Annotated in this window: 13 protein-coding genes; 12 read left to right on the top strand and 1 reads right to left on the bottom strand. The window is 68.2% G+C overall.

Annotation, left to right across the window (positions count from 1 at the left end; genetic code table 11):
* Positions 1–3: 3 nt before the first annotated feature.
* Both recO and C1878_RS08515 read left to right on the top strand, forming a co-directional pair.
* Positions 4–774, top strand: a complete 771-nt coding sequence (recO, locus tag C1878_RS08510) for a DNA repair protein RecO (protein ID WP_114601177.1) — start codon at positions 4–6, stop codon at positions 772–774.
* 78 nt (positions 775–852) lie between these two features.
* Complete coding sequence (locus C1878_RS08515; protein ID WP_114601178.1) at positions 853–1101, top strand: TIGR03905 family TSCPD domain-containing protein; 249 nt, start codon at positions 853–855, stop codon at positions 1099–1101.
* Here the strand turns inward: C1878_RS08515 and C1878_RS08520 are convergent.
* Positions 1086–1901 carry a C39 family peptidase gene (locus C1878_RS08520; protein WP_241963668.1) on the bottom strand — a complete coding sequence of 272 codons (816 nt, stop codon included), beginning with the start codon at positions 1899–1901 and terminating at the stop codon, positions 1086–1088. The genes C1878_RS08515 and C1878_RS08520 overlap by 16 nt on opposite strands.
* Before the next feature lie 242 nt (positions 1902–2143).
* Between C1878_RS08520 and C1878_RS08525 the strand changes: the two genes are divergently transcribed.
* The 10 genes from C1878_RS08525 (at position 2144) to C1878_RS08570 (ending at position 15296) form a co-directional block, all read left to right on the top strand.
* Entirely contained in the window at positions 2144–2836 is a 693-nt protein-coding gene (locus C1878_RS08525; RefSeq protein WP_114601179.1) for a response regulator transcription factor, read from the top strand.
* Between the two features lie 13 nt (positions 2837–2849).
* Positions 2850–4016 (top strand): sensor histidine kinase KdpD, encoded by a 1167-nt coding sequence (locus tag C1878_RS08530; protein ID WP_114601180.1) that lies wholly within the window; start codon positions 2850–2852, stop codon positions 4014–4016.
* A gap of 31 nt (positions 4017–4047) precedes the next feature.
* Positions 4048–4497 carry a GNAT family N-acetyltransferase gene (locus tag C1878_RS08535; RefSeq protein WP_158539768.1) on the top strand — a complete coding sequence of 150 codons (450 nt, stop codon included), beginning with the start codon at positions 4048–4050 and terminating at the stop codon, positions 4495–4497.
* Between the two features lie 287 nt (positions 4498–4784).
* Positions 4785–5072, top strand: a complete 288-nt coding sequence (rpsO, locus tag C1878_RS08540) for a 30S ribosomal protein S15 (protein ID WP_114601263.1) — start codon at positions 4785–4787, stop codon at positions 5070–5072.
* A 189-nt stretch (positions 5073–5261) separates the two neighbouring features.
* Positions 5262–7493 carry a polyribonucleotide nucleotidyltransferase gene (gene pnp / locus C1878_RS08545; RefSeq protein WP_114601182.1) on the top strand — a complete coding sequence of 744 codons (2232 nt, stop codon included), beginning with the start codon at positions 5262–5264 and terminating at the stop codon, positions 7491–7493.
* Positions 7494–7646: 153 nt separating this feature from the next.
* Positions 7647–8414: a 4-hydroxy-tetrahydrodipicolinate reductase gene (gene dapB / locus C1878_RS08550; protein WP_114601183.1), complete on the top strand. Its 768-nt coding sequence runs from the start codon at positions 7647–7649 to the stop codon at positions 8412–8414.
* 109 nt (positions 8415–8523) lie between these two features.
* The gene (dapA, locus tag C1878_RS08555) at positions 8524–9420 is read left to right on the top strand and encodes a 4-hydroxy-tetrahydrodipicolinate synthase (protein ID WP_114601184.1); all 897 of its coding nucleotides are present in this window, start codon (positions 8524–8526) and stop codon (positions 9418–9420) included.
* Positions 9421–9635: 215 nt separating this feature from the next.
* Positions 9636–11537, top strand: a complete 1902-nt coding sequence (locus C1878_RS08560) for a ribonuclease J (RefSeq protein ID WP_114601185.1) — start codon at positions 9636–9638, stop codon at positions 11535–11537.
* Between the two features lie 95 nt (positions 11538–11632).
* Entirely contained in the window at positions 11633–14188 is a 2556-nt protein-coding gene (locus tag C1878_RS08565; RefSeq protein ID WP_114601186.1) for a DNA translocase FtsK, read from the top strand.
* Positions 14189–14201: 13 nt separating this feature from the next.
* Complete coding sequence (locus C1878_RS08570) at positions 14202–15296, top strand: RodZ family helix-turn-helix domain-containing protein (RefSeq protein ID WP_114601187.1); 1095 nt, start codon at positions 14202–14204, stop codon at positions 15294–15296.
* Positions 15297–15488: the final 192 nt, after the last annotated feature.

Below are 15488 nucleotides of genomic sequence, written 5' to 3' on the forward strand. Positions count from 1 at the left end.
CGCGTGGCCAGCGCGACGTACACGGCGCGCGCCATCGTGCTGCGCAAGACGAAGCTGGGGGAGAGCGACCTCATCGTCACCCTGCTCGCCGAGGACGGCTCGCAGATGCGCGCCGTGGCCAAAGGCGCGCGCAAGCCCTCGAGCTCGTTCGCCGCGCGCCTCGAGCTGTACTCGGTCGTCGACGTGCTTTGCTCGAAGGGCCGCAGCCTCGACATCGTGAAGGAGGCGCGCATCATGGCCTCCCACGAGCGCCTGCGGCGCGACTTGGAGCACGCCGCCTGCGCGGCCCCCATGGCCGAGCTCCTCGACCGCGTGACGCAGGCGGGGCTGGAGGGCCCGCGCCTGTTCGCGCTCACCGAGGCGGCGCTCGATCGGCTCGACAAAGTCGATGCCGCGCAGGCGCCCGCCGTCTGCGCGGCGCACCTGCTGAAGGCCCTGGCGCTCTCCGGCCTGCGGCCGAGCCTGGCGGCGTGTGTGGGCTGCGGCGCGGACGTCGCGGCCGCCCCGCCGAACGGGACGACGTTCGTCTCCTACCGCGAGGGCGGCGTCGTGTGCCCTGCCTGCCGGCCCTCGACGGAGGCCGTGGCCGTGCCCGCGGACACCATCGGATGGTGCAGGGCCCTCATGGGCTCGACGTTCGCCGAGATCGAAGCCATGGACGTCGAACCGTCCGCGTCGTTCGCGGTGCTCCATTTCTGCCAGCAGTGGACCTGCGAGCACGTGGGCGCGAACCTGAAGTCCCTCAACTTCCTGTTCACCTCGGGCCTGTTCTAAACGGCCCGCCCGCCGCATCGAATCGATCGCCGCCGCGCCGCTGTGCGATAATGGGGGCTCGCGAAAAGGAGAAGCAGCATGCATACCTACACCCCGCGCGGCGTGTGCTCGCGCGCCATCAACATCGAGCTCGACGGAGACCGCGTGTCGCGCATCGAGTTCGTCGGCGGTTGCGACGGCAACCTCAAGGCCGTGTCGAAGCTTGTGCAGGGCATGACGGTCGACGAGATAGCCGCCCAGCTGGAGGGCAACACCTGCGGCCGCCGCTCCACCTCGTGCGCCGACCAGCTCGTGCGCGGACTGCGGGCCGCTCAGGCCGCCGAGTAGGCCCAGAGGTTGCGGCACTGGCCGAGCACCGTGTCGAAATCCCAGGTTTCGGCCGTGCGTTCGGGGCTGTTCGGATCGCGTATCACCAGCCGCCCGCGCTCGTTCACGCCGGCGAGCACGATGAAATGGCCCGTGGTGGTGAAGTCTCCCGGACCCACGCTGCATATCACGGGCCGTCCCGCCACGAGCGCCCGGCGCACGGACGCCTCGTCGGCGGGGATCTCCTCGGCGACCAGGCCCAGCTCGGCCGCCCCGTCGGTCATGAAGGCCCAGGCGGTGCCGTCCGCCGTCGCGCATCCCAGCCGCTCGGAGAGCGCTCCCGCGTCGGCGGGGGAGAGGTCGGTCCGCCCGGTGAGCGCCACGTACGCCATGGCCAGGCACGTGGGGCCGCACCCGCTCTCGCCGAAGGCGTCGCCCGCGTAGCCCGTTTGCGCCCAGGCGGGGTCGCGCTGGTACAGCGCGGGCACCTCGCCGGCACGCCAGGCGCTCTTGGGCGTGCTCTGGGGCGCGCTCGAAGACGTCGATCCGGCCGCGGCGCCGTGCCCGAGCGCGGCGAGCGCGCCGACGGCGTACCAGCCCGCCCCGGCGATCGCTGCGACGAGAAAGACGATCAGCGCCGCGCGCGCAAGCCGGCTGCGCCGCCGGCGCGATGCGGAGGCGGTCGGAGTGCGGTACGACGTGCGCGAGTAGCTGCGTGCATCGCGGCTCCCAACGTAGGACATCGGCGCGGTCGCGGAAGTGCGCGCGGCGTGCGCCGCCGTCCCGCGACGCGGCGAGCGATACGAGTTCGTGTACGTCATGGCGCTTTCCTTTCTTCTTTGACGGCGAGGAGCCCCCATCGTTCGACACTCTGGAGAGCGCCCCTACGCAGGCAACCTATCTTTCCGCCTCTTCCTCCAGTATCCGCATGTCGAGGGCCCGTGTCTCAGAAGAACCGGCTACGAAACCTTTAAGTTTTCCTTAAAATTGCCGTCGTGCGCGACCCGGGCGCCCGGCAGGCCGATACAATGGCCGCAAGGGCACGAGGACGAAGGGACGGACTGTGGCGGATGCGAAGACCATAGCGGTGTGCGACGACGAGGCGGCCATCGCCGACCTCGTGGCGCAGCTGCTCGTGGGAAGCGGTTTCGAGGTGCGCACGTTCTACGCCGCCGCCGATTTGCTGGCCGCGGACGATCGCGAGGCGTTCGACCTCGTCGTTTTGGACATCATGATGCCGGGCATGGACGGGTTCGCCTGCTGCCGGGAGCTGCGGCGCGCGAGCTCGGTGCCCATCATCTTCCTCACCGCCAAAGACGAGGAGATCGACAAGGTGGTGGGCTTCGAGCTGGGCGCCGACGACTACGTGGTCAAGCCGTTCAAGCCGCGCGAGCTTCTGGCCCGCGTGCGCGCCCGGCTGCGGCGTAGCGCGGCTCCGGCCGACGACGCCCGCGCGGGGCTGCTCGAAGCGCGCGACGTCGCGGTCGACGAGGGAGCGTACTCGGCCACGCTCCACGGCGAGCCGCTCGCGCTCACGCCCAAGGAGTTCGCCATCCTCGTCTGCCTGCTGCGCGCCGCGGGAAGGCCGGTGGCGTCGCGCGACCTGTTCGAGTCCGTATGGGGCGAGAAGGCCAACGCGCAGAGCAACAACACGGTCATGGTGCACATCAGGCATCTGCGCAAGAAGCTGGCCGCCGTCGACTCGTCGCAGGAGTTCATAGAGACGGTGTGGGGCGTGGGCTACAAACTGGGCTAATGAGGAGGGCGCGATGGACTCGAACGGGTTCGACCTGGCGAAGCAAGACCAGACGAGGCGGCTCTCGAACGCCGTGCTGCGGCGCACGCTCGTGAACGTCGTTATGTTTGCGGTGGTGTACCTCGTGCTGTTCTTCGGCTTCATGTTCACGCTGGGCTCGCCGCTCTCGAACTTCGTGTACAACCTCGTGGGGCAGAGCTACTGGGCCCACACGACCATCGCGAACCTGTTTTTGCTGTGCGTGGCCGTGGGGTTCGTGGTGGGCATCGTGTACGTGGTGCGCTCCGGCATCAACCGGGCGCTGCGCTACTTCGACCTGCTGCTCGACTCCGTGACCGACGTGCTGGCCAAGCGCGAGGGGCCCGTCATGCTGCCGAGCGAGCTGGCCCCCACGGCCCTGTTCCTGAACAACATCAAGGCCGAGGGCGAGCAGAACGAGCGCGCCGCGAAGGCCGCCGAGGAGCGGAAGAACGAGCTGGTGGTGTACCTGGCCCACGACATCAAGACGCCGCTCACCTCCATCATCGGCTACCTCACGCTTTTGGAGGAGTCGCCCGACCTGCCCATGGACGTGCGGGCGCGCTACACGGGCATCACGCTGGCCAAGGCGTACCGCCTGGAGGAGCTGCTCGACGAGTTCTTCGAGATCACGCGCTACAACCTGCAGACCATTCCCATCGAGCGCTCTCGCTTCGACGGCGCGCTGTTCGTGAACCAGGTGATAGAGGAGTTCTACCCGTTGGCCGAAGGGCGCTCGCTCGCCCTCGTCTACGACGGGCCCGAGGAGCTTTCCGTGTTCGCCGACGCGGGCCGCGTGGCGCGCGTGCTGAACAACGTGCTGAAGAACGCCGTGGCCTACGCCGACGCGGGCACCGAGGTGCGCGTGCGGACGGGCTTGGTGTGCGCCCCGGACGGCTTCGTGTGGTGGGAGCTCACCGTGACCGACCGGGGCCGGGAGCTTTCCCCCGAGCACCTCGAGCGCATCTTCGAGAAGTTCTTCCGCGCCGACGCCGCGCGCGGCTCGGGCGAGGGGGGCGCGGGGCTCGGCTTGGCCATCGCCCGGGAGATCGCCCGCGCCCATGGCGGCGACATCTACGCGAAAAGCGACGCGGGGCTCACCTCGTTCACCGTATGGATCCCGCAGGGCCCGAGCGTGCCGCCCGCGAACGCGGCGTCCTAAAGGCCCCGCCGTGCAAGAAAGGATCCCTCGCATGATCGATCTCGAGCCGTACCGTCCCTCCCTCCGCGAGCCGCTTCTCGGGTTCCTCGCGAACTGCCTGCCCGAGTCGGGCCGCTCCTTCGACCCCGAGGGCCGTCACGCCCACTTGCTCGACGTCGACGCGAGCTTCGAGGCTTTTTGGTGCCTCGTCGACCACGGCGAAGTAGTGGGTTGCGCGGGGGCCCGCCGGCTCTCCCCGGAGGCGTGCGAGCTCAAGACGCTGTTCGTGTACGAACGGCTCCAGGGTCGAGGGCTGGGCCGCCGCCTGGCGCAGCGGGTGATCGACCACGCGCGCGAACGCGGCTACCGCGTCGTGCGCCTCGACACCATGTCCACGTCCACGAGCGCCATCGCGCTCTACCGGCGCCTGGGCTTCCGGGACATCGAGCGCTACGACGACAATCCGATGGCTGACGTGTTCATGGAGCTGGACCTCGCGTGACGCCACAGGGGGGGTGCGTTTCGCTCGGCCGGGGCGGCGAAGGGCGCATCCGCGCGCGTCGAGACCGCCCGCAATGTGGGCAACCTGTGGGCGCTCCCGACCCGTCTTGCCCGCAGACGCGCGTTCGCCTACAATGGGTCAGCTGCGAAAACGCAGGCACTTCCCGCTTGGTCCGCATGTTTCACCGCATGCCCACCCAGAGGGGAGCGCAACGAGCACGCACCGGTCCGGACAGGGCGGGATGCGGCGGAAGGCGGCGCAAAGGCGCTGCAGGAAAGGTGGAGAACATGGCAGACAAGCTCAGCATCACCAAGGAGCGCACCGCAGAGCTCATGAAGGAGTTCGGCAAGAACGAGGGCGACTCGGGCAGCCCCGAGGTGCAGGTGGCCATCCTCACGGAGCGCATCCGCAACCTCACCGCGCACCTGAAGGTGCACAAGAAGGACAAGCACACGCAGCGCGGCCTCATGATGCTCATCGGCAAGCGCCGCGGCCTCTTGAAGTACATCAAGGGCCGTGACATCGAGGAATACCGTAGCCTTATCAAGAAGCTCGGCATCCGCGACAACATCTAGCTACGAAAGCCCGCTCAGGCGGGCTTTTTCGCATAGGCGTCGCATCCCGTTCGGACAACGGGATTGAAAACGTAGAGGCGGTCGGAAGCGCAAGGGCGCTTCTGCTCGCGGCCCGCCCGCAGGGAGCGGACGGAGCCGAAGAAGCTTGGTCGCACTAGGGCGGTCAAGGCGAAGAGAAAGAACGTGCATATGGAAAAAATCGTCGAATCCTTCGAGCTGTACGGCAAAGAGTACCGCTTGGAGACGGGCGAACTGGCCAAGCAGGCGACGGGCTCCGTGCTCGTCACGCAAGGCGACACCACCGTGCTGGTCACGGCGGTTATCGGACAGGAGAAGGACTACGACTTCTTCCCCCTCACGGTCGACTTCATCGAGAAGATGTACGCCGTCGGCCGCATCCCCGGCGGGTACCTGAAGCGCGAGGCGCGTCCTTCCGACAAGGGCACGCTCACGGCGCGCATGGTCGACCGCCCCATCCGCCCTGGCTTCGTGGACGGCTTCAAACGCGAGGTGCACGTCGTGTGCACGACGCTCGTGGTGGACAGCGTCAACCCGCCCGACACCATCTGCGTCATGGGTGCCAGCGCCGCCCTCATGGTGGGCGCGGCCCCCTTCGACGGCCCGGCCGCCTGCGTGCGCATAGGCCGCGACGTCGAGACGGGCGAGTTCATCGTGAACCCCACGTTCGAGGAATCCGAGAACTCCGACCTCGAGCTCACCATCGCCGGCACCGCCGACTACATCTCCATGGTGGAGGCCGGCGCCGACGAGATCTCCGAAGAGGACATGCTCGCCGCCATGGCGTTCGGCCAGGAGGCCATCGCCGCGTTCTGCGAGGTGCAGCAGCGCTTCCTCGACCGCGCGAACATCCAGCCCGTCGAGTGGCCCGTCCACGTCGCCGACCCGGCCATCGCCGAGCGCGTGGCCCCGTTCATGGACGAGATGTCCGCCGCCTTGCATGACGCCGACAAGCTCTCCCGCATGGGCAAGGTCGAGGAGCTCAAGGAGCGCATCAAGGCCGAGCAGTTCTCCGACGAGGAGCGCGCCGCCTGGAAGGGTGACATCTCCGCCGAGCTCAAGAAGCTCGAGAAGAAGGCTATGCGCGCCATGGTCATCGCCACCGGCGAGCGCGCCGACGGCCGCACGCCCGAGGAGATCCGACCGCTGTACATCAAGCCGGGCTACCTGCCCCGCGTGCACGGCTCGGGCCTGTTCCAGCGCGGCCAGACCCAGGTGCTCTCCGTGGTGACGCTGGGCATGCTGAACGAGTGGCAGCGCCTGGACACCATCGACCCCGCCGAGGGCAAACGCTACATGCACCAGTACAACTTCCCGCCGTACTGCACCGGCGAGGCGGGCCGCATGGGCGCGCCGAAGCGCCGCGAAATCGGCCACGGCGCCCTTGCCGAGCGCGCGCTCATCCCGGTGCTGCCCGACACCGACGAGTTCCCCTACGCCATCCGCGTGGTGTCCGAGGTGCTCGAGTCCAACGGCTCGTCCTCCATGGCCTCCACCTGCGGCTCCACCCTGGCCCTCATGGACGCCGGCGTGCCCATCAAGGCGCCCGTGTCCGGCATCGCCATGGGCCTCATCAAGGAGGGCGACGACGTGGTCATCCTCTCCGACATCCAGGGCATCGAGGACTTCCTAGGCGACATGGACTTCAAGGTGTGCGGCACCGAGAAGGGCATCACCGCCCTGCAGATGGACAACAAGGCGAAGGGCCTGTCCGTCGACATCCTCGCCCGCGCGCTTGCGCAGGCGAGCGAGGGCCGCGCCCACATCCTCTCCGCCATGCTCGGAGAGATCGAGGCGCCGCGCGAGGAGCTCTCGCAGTTCGCGCCTCGCATCGAGACCATCCATATCCCCGTCGACAAGATCCGCGACGTCATCGGCAGCGGCGGCAAGGTCGTCCGCGGCATCCAGGAGGAGACGGGCGCCCAGATCAACATCGAGGAGGACGGCACCATCCACATCGCCGCCATCGAGGGCCCGGCCGGCGAGGCGGCCAAGGCCATGATCCTGGGCATCGTGAAAGAGCCCGAGGTGGGAGAGACGTTCGACGGCGAGGTCGTGGGCATCAAGGACTTCGGCGCCTTCGTCAAGCTTACCCCCGGCAAGGACGGCCTTTTGCACATCAGCCGCGTGGCCAACGGCCGCGTGGGCTCCGTGGAGGACGTGCTCACCCTGGGCGACGTCATCAAGGTCGAGGTGCTTGAGGTGGATCCGAAGACGGGCAAGATCTCGCTCGACCGTTTGGACAAGCCGGACGCCCCCGAAGGTTCGGCGCCGAGCCGCGAGCGAAGCGACCGCCCGCGCCGCGACGACCACGGCGACAAGGACAACCGTCCCGGCCGCAGCAACCGCAACGGCAGCGGAAACGGCAACAACCGCACCCCGCGCCGCCGTCACGAAGGCTAGAAAGCACCAACGGGAGGGCCGCGCAAGCGGCCCTTTTCTTTCGAGCGCGGTCCGCCGCACTCCGACCCTCGGTGCCGTCGGGGCAACAATGCGCGGGGCGCTCGGCGTTGCGTGGTAGGATGGAAATAGAATCGCAAAGCGAAAGGCTGGAACATGATAAAAGTCGCAGTATCGGGGTGCGCGGGGCGCATGGGCTCGACCGTCGTGGACGCCGTGGGCGCGGCCGACGGCATGGAGGTTGCCTGCGGCATCGACCCGCATGCGCAGGACGGGGCTTTCCCCGTGTTCGCGAGCGTGGCCGAGGCGCTCGAGGGCGCGGACTTCGACGTGCTCGTGGACTTCACGCAGCCCTCTGTCGTGGCCGGCAACCTGCGCGCGGCGCTTCCCGCGGGCGTCGACTGCGTGGTGGGGACGACGGGCCTGTCGAACGAGGTGCTCGCGGAGCTCGCGGCCCTGGCACCGCAGGGCACCTGCCTGTTCTACGCGCCGAACTTCACGACGGGCGCCGTGCTCATGATGGAGTTCGCGAAGGCGGCCGCTCCGTACTTCCCGGAGGCCGAAGTCCTGGAGTTCCACCACTGCAACAAGAAGGACGCACCCTCGGGCACGGCGGTGCGCACGGCCGAGATCATTTCCGAGGCGCGCGGAGGCCGCGCGAGCGAGGCTCCCGGCCGAGAGACCGAGATCGACGGGGCCGAGGGTGCGCGCGGCGCGCTCGTGGCGGGCGTGCCGGTGCATTCGGTGCGCTCGATGGGCTACGTCGCCAGCCAGGAAGTCGTGTTCGGCTCGCTCGGCCAGACGCTGTCCATCCGCCACGACTCCTGGGACCGCGAGTCCTACATGCCGGGCGTGCTGCTGGGCATCCGCAGCGTAGGGGAGCGATCGGGCCTGATTGTAGGTTTGGAGAACTTCATGGCGTGAGCGCGCCCGCAGGTCGCGTCCATGGCATAATAAACGTTTGTACGTTAGGCAAGGTTCGGCGCGTGGACGCGTTTCCACCCGCCGCCGCGCAGTTAGGTGAGGAGTCAGCATGTCGCAGCCCCGTTTCGGCCGTATGATCCCGGCCATGGTCACCCCGTTCGACGAGAACCGCGAGCTCGACCTCGACAAGGTTCAGGCGCTCGCCGCGCGTCTCGTGGACGGCGGCAGCGACTCGCTCATCATCAACGGCACGACGGGCGAGAGCCCGACCGTGTTCTACCCGCAGAAGATCGACCTGTTCCGCGCCGTGGTGGAGGCCGTGGGCGACCGCGTGCCCGTCATCGCGAACGTGGGCGACAACTGCACGGCCGACACGGTGAGCTTCGCGCTCGAGGTGGCCGAGCTCGGCGTGGACGGCTTCATGTGCGTGGTGCCGTACTACAACAAGCCCCCGCAAGAGGGCATCTACCAGCACTTCCGCACCATCGCGAACGCGGTGGAGCTGCCCATCATCCTGTACAACATCCCGGGTCGCTGCGTGGTGAACATGGAGGCCGAAACCACGCTGCGCCTGGCCCGCGAATGCGGCAACATCGTGGCCGTCAAGGAGGCGTCGGGCAAGATGGACCAGATCAAGGCCATCATCGACGCCGCCCCCGAGGGCTTCGCCGTGTATTCGGGCGACGACGCCGTCACGTTCGACGTCATGAAGCTGGGCGGCACCGGAGTCATCTCGACCATCGGCAACGTGGCGCCCGCCCGCATGAAGGAGATCGTGGAGCTGTGCGCGGCCGGCGACTTCGAGGCGGCGGCCGCGGCGAACGAGGCGCTCATGCCGCTCATGAAGGGCCTGTTCGAAACGTCGAACCCCATCCTGGTGAAGGAGGCGCTCAAGCTTTTGGGCTTCCCGGTGGGAGGCGTTCGCCTGCCGCTCGTGGACGCCACGCCCGAGCAGTCCGAGCGCTTGGCCGCCATCATGAGGGAAGTCGGCGTGCTGGACGCGTAAAGAGCGTCCGAACTGACAATGCAAGGTTGCGCCGTCTTCGGGCGGCGCTGCGATAGACAACCGCGACGATCGGACGCGCCCCCATACGGTGCGTCCTTGCGCGCAGTACCCTGCGAAACGCGCGGGCTGTGCAAACGGAGCCGAGGCGAAGCCGGGATACCCGGCTCTTCGTCTATGCGCGTCCGATCGCGCAAGACCGGAAAGACAAGGAATTTATGGAACAACAGAACAACCAGCGTCCCGAGCGTCGCGCTCAGGAGCAGTCCAGAGGCGGCAACGGCCGCAGCGGGGGCAAGGGCGCCGCGCGCTCAGGCGATGAGAAGAAGACGCGCTCGTACAAGCACGTGCAGATCGAGCACCACCGGCCCCAGCTCACGAAGGCGGGCCAGAGCCAAGCGGGCCAGCAGAAGCAGGGCGGCCAGCAGAACGCGCGCCGCAACTTCGATTCGCCCAAGAAGGATCCGAACGCCACGCTCAAGATCATCCCCTTGGGCGGCTTGGACGCCATCGGCAAGAACATGACCGTGTTCGAATGCAAGGGCGACATGATCCTGGACGACGCGGGGCTCATGTTCCCGGACGACGACCATCCGGGCATCGACCTCATCCTGCCCGACTACACGTACGTGCTGGAGAACGCCGACAAGCTGCGCGGCATCATCATCACCCACGGCCACGAGGACCACACGGGCACGCTGCCCTACCTCATGAAAGACCTCGACCGCCAGATCCCCATATACGGGACGAAGATGACGCTCGGCCTCATCGAGGGCAAGTTCGCCGAGCACAAGATCAAGAACGCCAAGCTCATCGAGATCAAGCCCGGCGACCAGGTGAAGCTCGGCTGCTTCACGGCCGAGTTCTTCGCCGTGAACCACTCCATCCCGGGTGCCGTGGGCGTGTTCTTCCAGAGCCCGGCAGGCAACGTGCTGCACACGGGCGACTTCAAGCTCGACCAGACGCCCATCGACGGCGTGACCACGGACTTCGGCGCCCTCGCCAAATTCTCCAAGACGGGTGTGGACCTCATGATGAGCGACTCCACGAACGCCCAGAACCCCAACTTCACGCCGTCGGAGGCCGAGGTGGGCAAGGAACTGCGCAAGATCATCTCGCAGGCGAAGGGCCGCGTCATCATCGCCTCGTTCGCGAGCCACATCCACCGCATGCAACAGATCTGCGACGCCGCGCGCGACAACGGCCGCAAGGTCGTGGTCACGGGCCGCTCGATGATCCAGAACACCGACATCGCGCGGCGTTTGGGCTATCTGAACATCCCCGACGAGGACATCGTCGACGCCTACGACCTGAAGGGCATCCCGCCCGAGCAGGTGGTCATCATGTGCACGGGCAGCCAGGGCGAGCCGCTCTCGGCGCTGGCCCGCATCGCCAACGGCGAGCACAGGACCATCGACCTGGAGCAGGGCGACACGGTCATCATCTCGGCCACGCCGGTTCCCGGCAACGAGAAGGCCGTCACGCGCGTCATCAACTCGCTGGCGAAGATCGGCGCGGACGTCTACGACAAGAAGCGCGCCATGGTGCACGTGTCCGGCCACGCCGGCGCCGAGGAGCTGAAGCTGGTCTTGTCCATCGTGCAGCCCAACGCCTTCATGCCGGTGCACGGCGAGGCCACGCACCTGCGCGCGCACGCCAAGCTCGCCGAGGCGACGGGCGTGCCGGCGGAGAACGTGTTCATCTGCGAGAACGGCGAGGGCCTGGAGCTCACGAGCAAGGGCGTTCGGCGCGGCGAGACCGTGCAGAGCGGCATCGTGTTCGTGGACGGCCTGTCGGTGGGCGACACGTCGCAGGACGTGCTCGACGAGCGCAACGCGCTGGGATCCCAGGGCTTCGCCTCGGTCGCGGCCGCCATCTCGTCGAAGCGCAAGGACGTGGTGGGCGAGGTGCAGGTGGAGATGCACGGCATCACGGGCGGCGACGACGACTACCTCGTGCGCGACGCGCGCAGCACCGTGAAGAACGCCCTCAAGCGCCAGCTGGGCAAGGGCGGCGGCCAGAAGGAGCTCAAGAAGGCCGCGCGCGACGCGCTGCTGTCGCTTCTGTGGGAGCGCACGAAGCAGCGCCCCATGGCCATCGTGAACTTGCTGGAGGTTTAAGCTATAATGGCCGCATGCGCGCAGGCGCATGCGGCGCTCCGGCCGCCCAACCGAACGAGAAACGCACTTTAAACGCAGCATAAAGGAGCTGGGCCGTGGCCCGACAGTCAGCACCCGCATCGAACAAGTCGAAGCCGTCCTCCGGCGCGAAGCCGAAGGGCAAGGCGGCGTCCCCCGCCGAGAAGAGCGCCCGCAAGGGCGGCGGCAAGGCTGCGCCCGCGCATCCCGCCGAAGGGGACCGCATCATCGACGACCGCGCGCGCCGCGACATCACCGGCGTTGCGTTCGCCGTGGCGGCCGTGGTGCTGTTCGTGGCGGCCGTCATGCCCACGAACGCCGTGGTCACGTCCTTCGTGTCGACGGCGCTGCACCTGACGCTGGGCCTGGGAGCCTACCTGCTGCCGTTCTTCCTGCTCGTCATCGGCGCGAGCTTCCTCATCCGCTTCGACCGCGAGCGCGTGCCCGCACGCGTGGCGGTGGGCCTCGTCATGATCCTGGTGGCGGTGCTCGTGCTGCTGGCCCTGTTCACGCCGTTCGCTCCCGGCGAGACGGGCGCACCTGCGGCCCTGTTCGACCCAGCGCAGCTCTCCGCGCGCGGCGGCTATGTGGGCGCCGGCGTCGCCTGGGTCGGTTTCACGCTGTTCGGCCAGGTCATCTCATGCATCGTCATGTTCGGCGTCGTGGTGGCCGGGCTGGTGATCATCGGCTTCTCGCTTTCCAAGCTCATCGAGCGCGTGCAGGACAAGCGCGTAGAGGCGTCCTCCGAGGACGACGGCGTGCTGGGCGCGCCGGCCTACGCCCGCGTGCAGCGCGCCGAGGGGGCGGGCGGCTTCGTGCCTCTCACGGCCGGCGAGGGCGCGGCCGTCACGAACCTGCTGCCGCGCGCGAAGAAGGGGCGCGCGTCCAAGGACGCCGGCGGCGATTCGAAGGCCAAGCCGAAGCGCGCCTCGTCCCCGCTCGAAACGCAGGTCATAGGCACCCGACGCGCGCCCTTCGACGCCCCCGACGCCGTCGAGCAGCCCCTGACGCGCAAACTCGGCCGCGCGCGCGCCGAAGCCGACGCCGGGAAGAAGGCCCCGGCCGCCGCGAAGGCGTCGTCGGCCGCGTCCACGCCGCTCGCCACGCCGCGCCCCGAGGACGGGTTCCAGTTGCCGCCCTTCGACATCCTGGCCACGAGCACGTCGGCCAAAAAGGACAAGGCCACCGACGCCGAGCTCTCCGAGACGGCGGAGTGCCTGCAGGAGACGCTGGAGAGCTTCGCCATCATGGCCGAGGTCGTGGGCTGGGTGGCCGGACCAACGGTGACGCTCTTCAAGGTGGACCTGCCCGCCGGCGTGCGCGTGAGCCGCATCACGGCGCTCGAGCAGGACATCGCCCTCGCGCTCGCCGCGCCCGGCGTGCGCATCTTCGCGCCCATCCCCGGCACGAACTACGTCGGCATCGAGGTGCCGAACCGCACGCGCCAGACCGTGCTTTTGGGCGACGTGCTGAAGGACGCGCCGGCCGGGCCCTTGCAAGTGGCCATCGGCAAGGACGTCGAGGGCCGTTCCATCGTGTCGGACCTGGCGAAAATGCCCCACCTGCTCATCGGCGGCACCACGGGCTCCGGCAAATCGGTGTCCGTGAATGCCATGATCATGTCCATCCTCATGCGCGCCACGCCCGCCGAGGTGCGTTTCATCATGATCGACCCCAAGCGCGTGGAGTTCACGCCGTACAACGGCATCCCACACCTCTACGTGCCGGTGGTCACCGAGGCCCGCGAGGCCGCGAGCGCGCTGTCGTGGGGCGTGGCGGAGATGGAGCGCCGCCTGAAGGTGTTCTCCAAGGTGGGCGCGCGCAACATCGGGCAGTACAACGCCAAGGTGCAGGCCGAGCAGGCGGCTATAAAGAAGGCTGAGGACGCCGGCAAGGAGCCGCCCGCCGCGGAGCTCGGCGAGGAGATGCCCTACATCGTCATCATCATCGACGAGCTGGCCGACCTCATGATGAACGTGGGCAAGGAAGTCGAGTTCTCCATCAGCCGCATCGCGCAGCTGGCGCGTGCGGCGGGCATCCACCTCATCGTGGCCACGCAGCGCCCGTCCACGAACGTGGTCACGGGCCTCATCAAGGCCAACATCACGAACCGCATCGCCTTCAACGTGGCCAGCGGCATCGACAGCCGCGTCGTTTTGGACACGCCGGGCGCCGAGCGCCTCATCGGCCTGGGAGACTTGCTGCTCTCGAAGCCGGAGCTGGCCAAGCCCCAGCGCATCCAGGGCTGCTACGTGTCCGAGGACGAGATCAACGCCGTGGTGGACATGTTGAAGGAGCAGGGCGAGCCGGAGTACCACTCCGAGATCCTGCAGACGAACCTCATCACGCTGGGGGCCTCTCAGCCCGACGGCAGCGGGGGCTCGTGCACGTCGGACGACCCGCTCATATGGGAAGCCGCCGAGATCGTGGTCTCGAGCGGGCTGGGGTCGACGTCGAACATCCAGCGGCGCTTGAAAGTTGGCTATTCTCGCGCCGGGCGTATAATGGACATGCTCGAGGAAAAGGGAGTCGTGGGGCCGCCGAACGGCAGCAAGCCCCGCGAGGTCCTGGTCGACGCCATGGAGCTGGAAACGCTGAAGGCGTTCGAGGCGCAGGACTCAAGCGAGGAGTGACGACGTGGCACAGATGACATTCGGAACGGTTTTGCAGGATGCCCGGGAGCGGAAGGGCATGGACCTGTCCGCAGCGGCGCGCCGTTTGCGCATCAGGCCCGACATCCTGCGCGCCATCGAGGCCGACGACTTCGCGCGCATGCCCCCGCGCGGCTACACGCGCAACATGGTGAACGCCTACGCGCGCCTGTTGGGGTTGAACCCCACCGAGATCACGCGCATGTACCTGGACGAGGCCTACGCCTACCAGGTGGGCCGCGCGCGCTCGGACGTGAGGCCGTCGGGCTTCGACATGGGCGGCACGTCGCGCACGAAGCGCAGCCCCTGCGCGTCGCAGGTCGAGGAACCAGAGGAGCGCCCGGCGCGCCAGAACGCGTTCGGCCGCACGCTCTACGACGACCGAACGTCCTACAGCCGCTCCGACTACGGGCAGCAACGCGGCGGCGCGGGCTCGGGCGGGCGCCTGTACTCCGAGGGCCGCACGCACACGAGCCGCCATACGGCGCTGCCGAACGGCCAGTACACGAACTTCTATGCGGGACCCAAGGCCCCGGGCGGCGTGCAGTCGAAGCTTCCGTTCGTCATCGCCGGCGCGGTCATCCTCGTTCTGCTGATCATCGTTCTCGTGTTCGCGTTCGGCAACAAGGGCGGAGGGGGCGACGACGTGCCCGCCGTGCCGGTGACGGGCATCAACGACACCACGCAGGGCGAAGAGGGCCAGGGCACGCAAGAGCCGGCGCCCACCCCGGTGGAGACGGCTCCCACAAGCGCCAAGGTCGTGTACGAGGTCGCCTCGGGGCAGTCGGCCTATATGGACGTCTACACCGACGACACGATCACGTCCGGCGGCACCGTCGACGGCCCTTCGAAGCAGGAGGTCGAGGTCACGACCGTGTGGAAGCTCGTCACCTCGAACCCCGACGCCGTCACCGTCACCGTGGACGGCGCGAAGGTCGAGCCGGAGGTCGACGAGGGCATCGGCGTCTACACCTACACGGTGGACTTCCCGGTCATCCTCGAACAATGGAAGGCCGACCATCCCGCCGCTTCGACGACGGGCGCGGCCGGCGCTGCGAGCACGGGAACGGGAGCCTCGACGGGCGCGTAATCTTCCGCCGCATGCGCCCCACTCGAACCGCCCGCGACTTCAGCGGGCGGTTCTTTTTCGGCACCACTCCCTTTCGTCTCTGTGGAACTCGCCTGCAATCGCGCGGCCCGCGCCGCGAAATGGGGTATGCTGATCGGAAACTGAAAACGAGGCCCCCCGCGCATGCGGCGGGCAGCGAGGAAAGGAACCACC

It is taken from the genome of Gordonibacter sp. 28C, assembly GCF_003339845.1.
Classification (GTDB): Bacteria; Actinomycetota; Coriobacteriia; order Coriobacteriales; family Eggerthellaceae; genus Gordonibacter.

Excerpts from the sequence above, each read along its gene's own strand:
- rpsO (WP_114601263.1), top strand. The coding sequence starts at position 4,785 with ATGGCAGACAAGCTCAGCATCACCAAGGAGCGCACCGCAGAGCTCATG.
- C1878_RS08570 (WP_114601187.1), top strand. The coding sequence starts at position 14,202 with ATGACATTCGGAACGGTTTTGCAGGATGCCCGGGAGCGGAAGGGCATG.
- C1878_RS08560 (WP_114601185.1), top strand. The coding sequence starts at position 9,636 with ATGGAACAACAGAACAACCAGCGTCCCGAGCGTCGCGCTCAGGAGCAG.
- pnp (WP_114601182.1), top strand. The coding sequence starts at position 5,262 with ATGGAAAAAATCGTCGAATCCTTCGAGCTGTACGGCAAAGAGTACCGC.
- dapB (WP_114601183.1), top strand. The coding sequence starts at position 7,647 with ATGATAAAAGTCGCAGTATCGGGGTGCGCGGGGCGCATGGGCTCGACC.
- C1878_RS08530 (WP_114601180.1), top strand. The coding sequence starts at position 2,850 with ATGGACTCGAACGGGTTCGACCTGGCGAAGCAAGACCAGACGAGGCGG.
- C1878_RS08520 (WP_241963668.1), bottom strand. The coding sequence starts at position 1,901 with ATGACGTACACGAACTCGTATCGCTCGCCGCGTCGCGGGACGGCGGCG.
- C1878_RS08535 (WP_158539768.1), top strand. The coding sequence starts at position 4,048 with ATGATCGATCTCGAGCCGTACCGTCCCTCCCTCCGCGAGCCGCTTCTC.
- dapA (WP_114601184.1), top strand. The coding sequence starts at position 8,524 with ATGTCGCAGCCCCGTTTCGGCCGTATGATCCCGGCCATGGTCACCCCG.
- C1878_RS08515 (WP_114601178.1), top strand. The coding sequence starts at position 853 with ATGCATACCTACACCCCGCGCGGCGTGTGCTCGCGCGCCATCAACATC.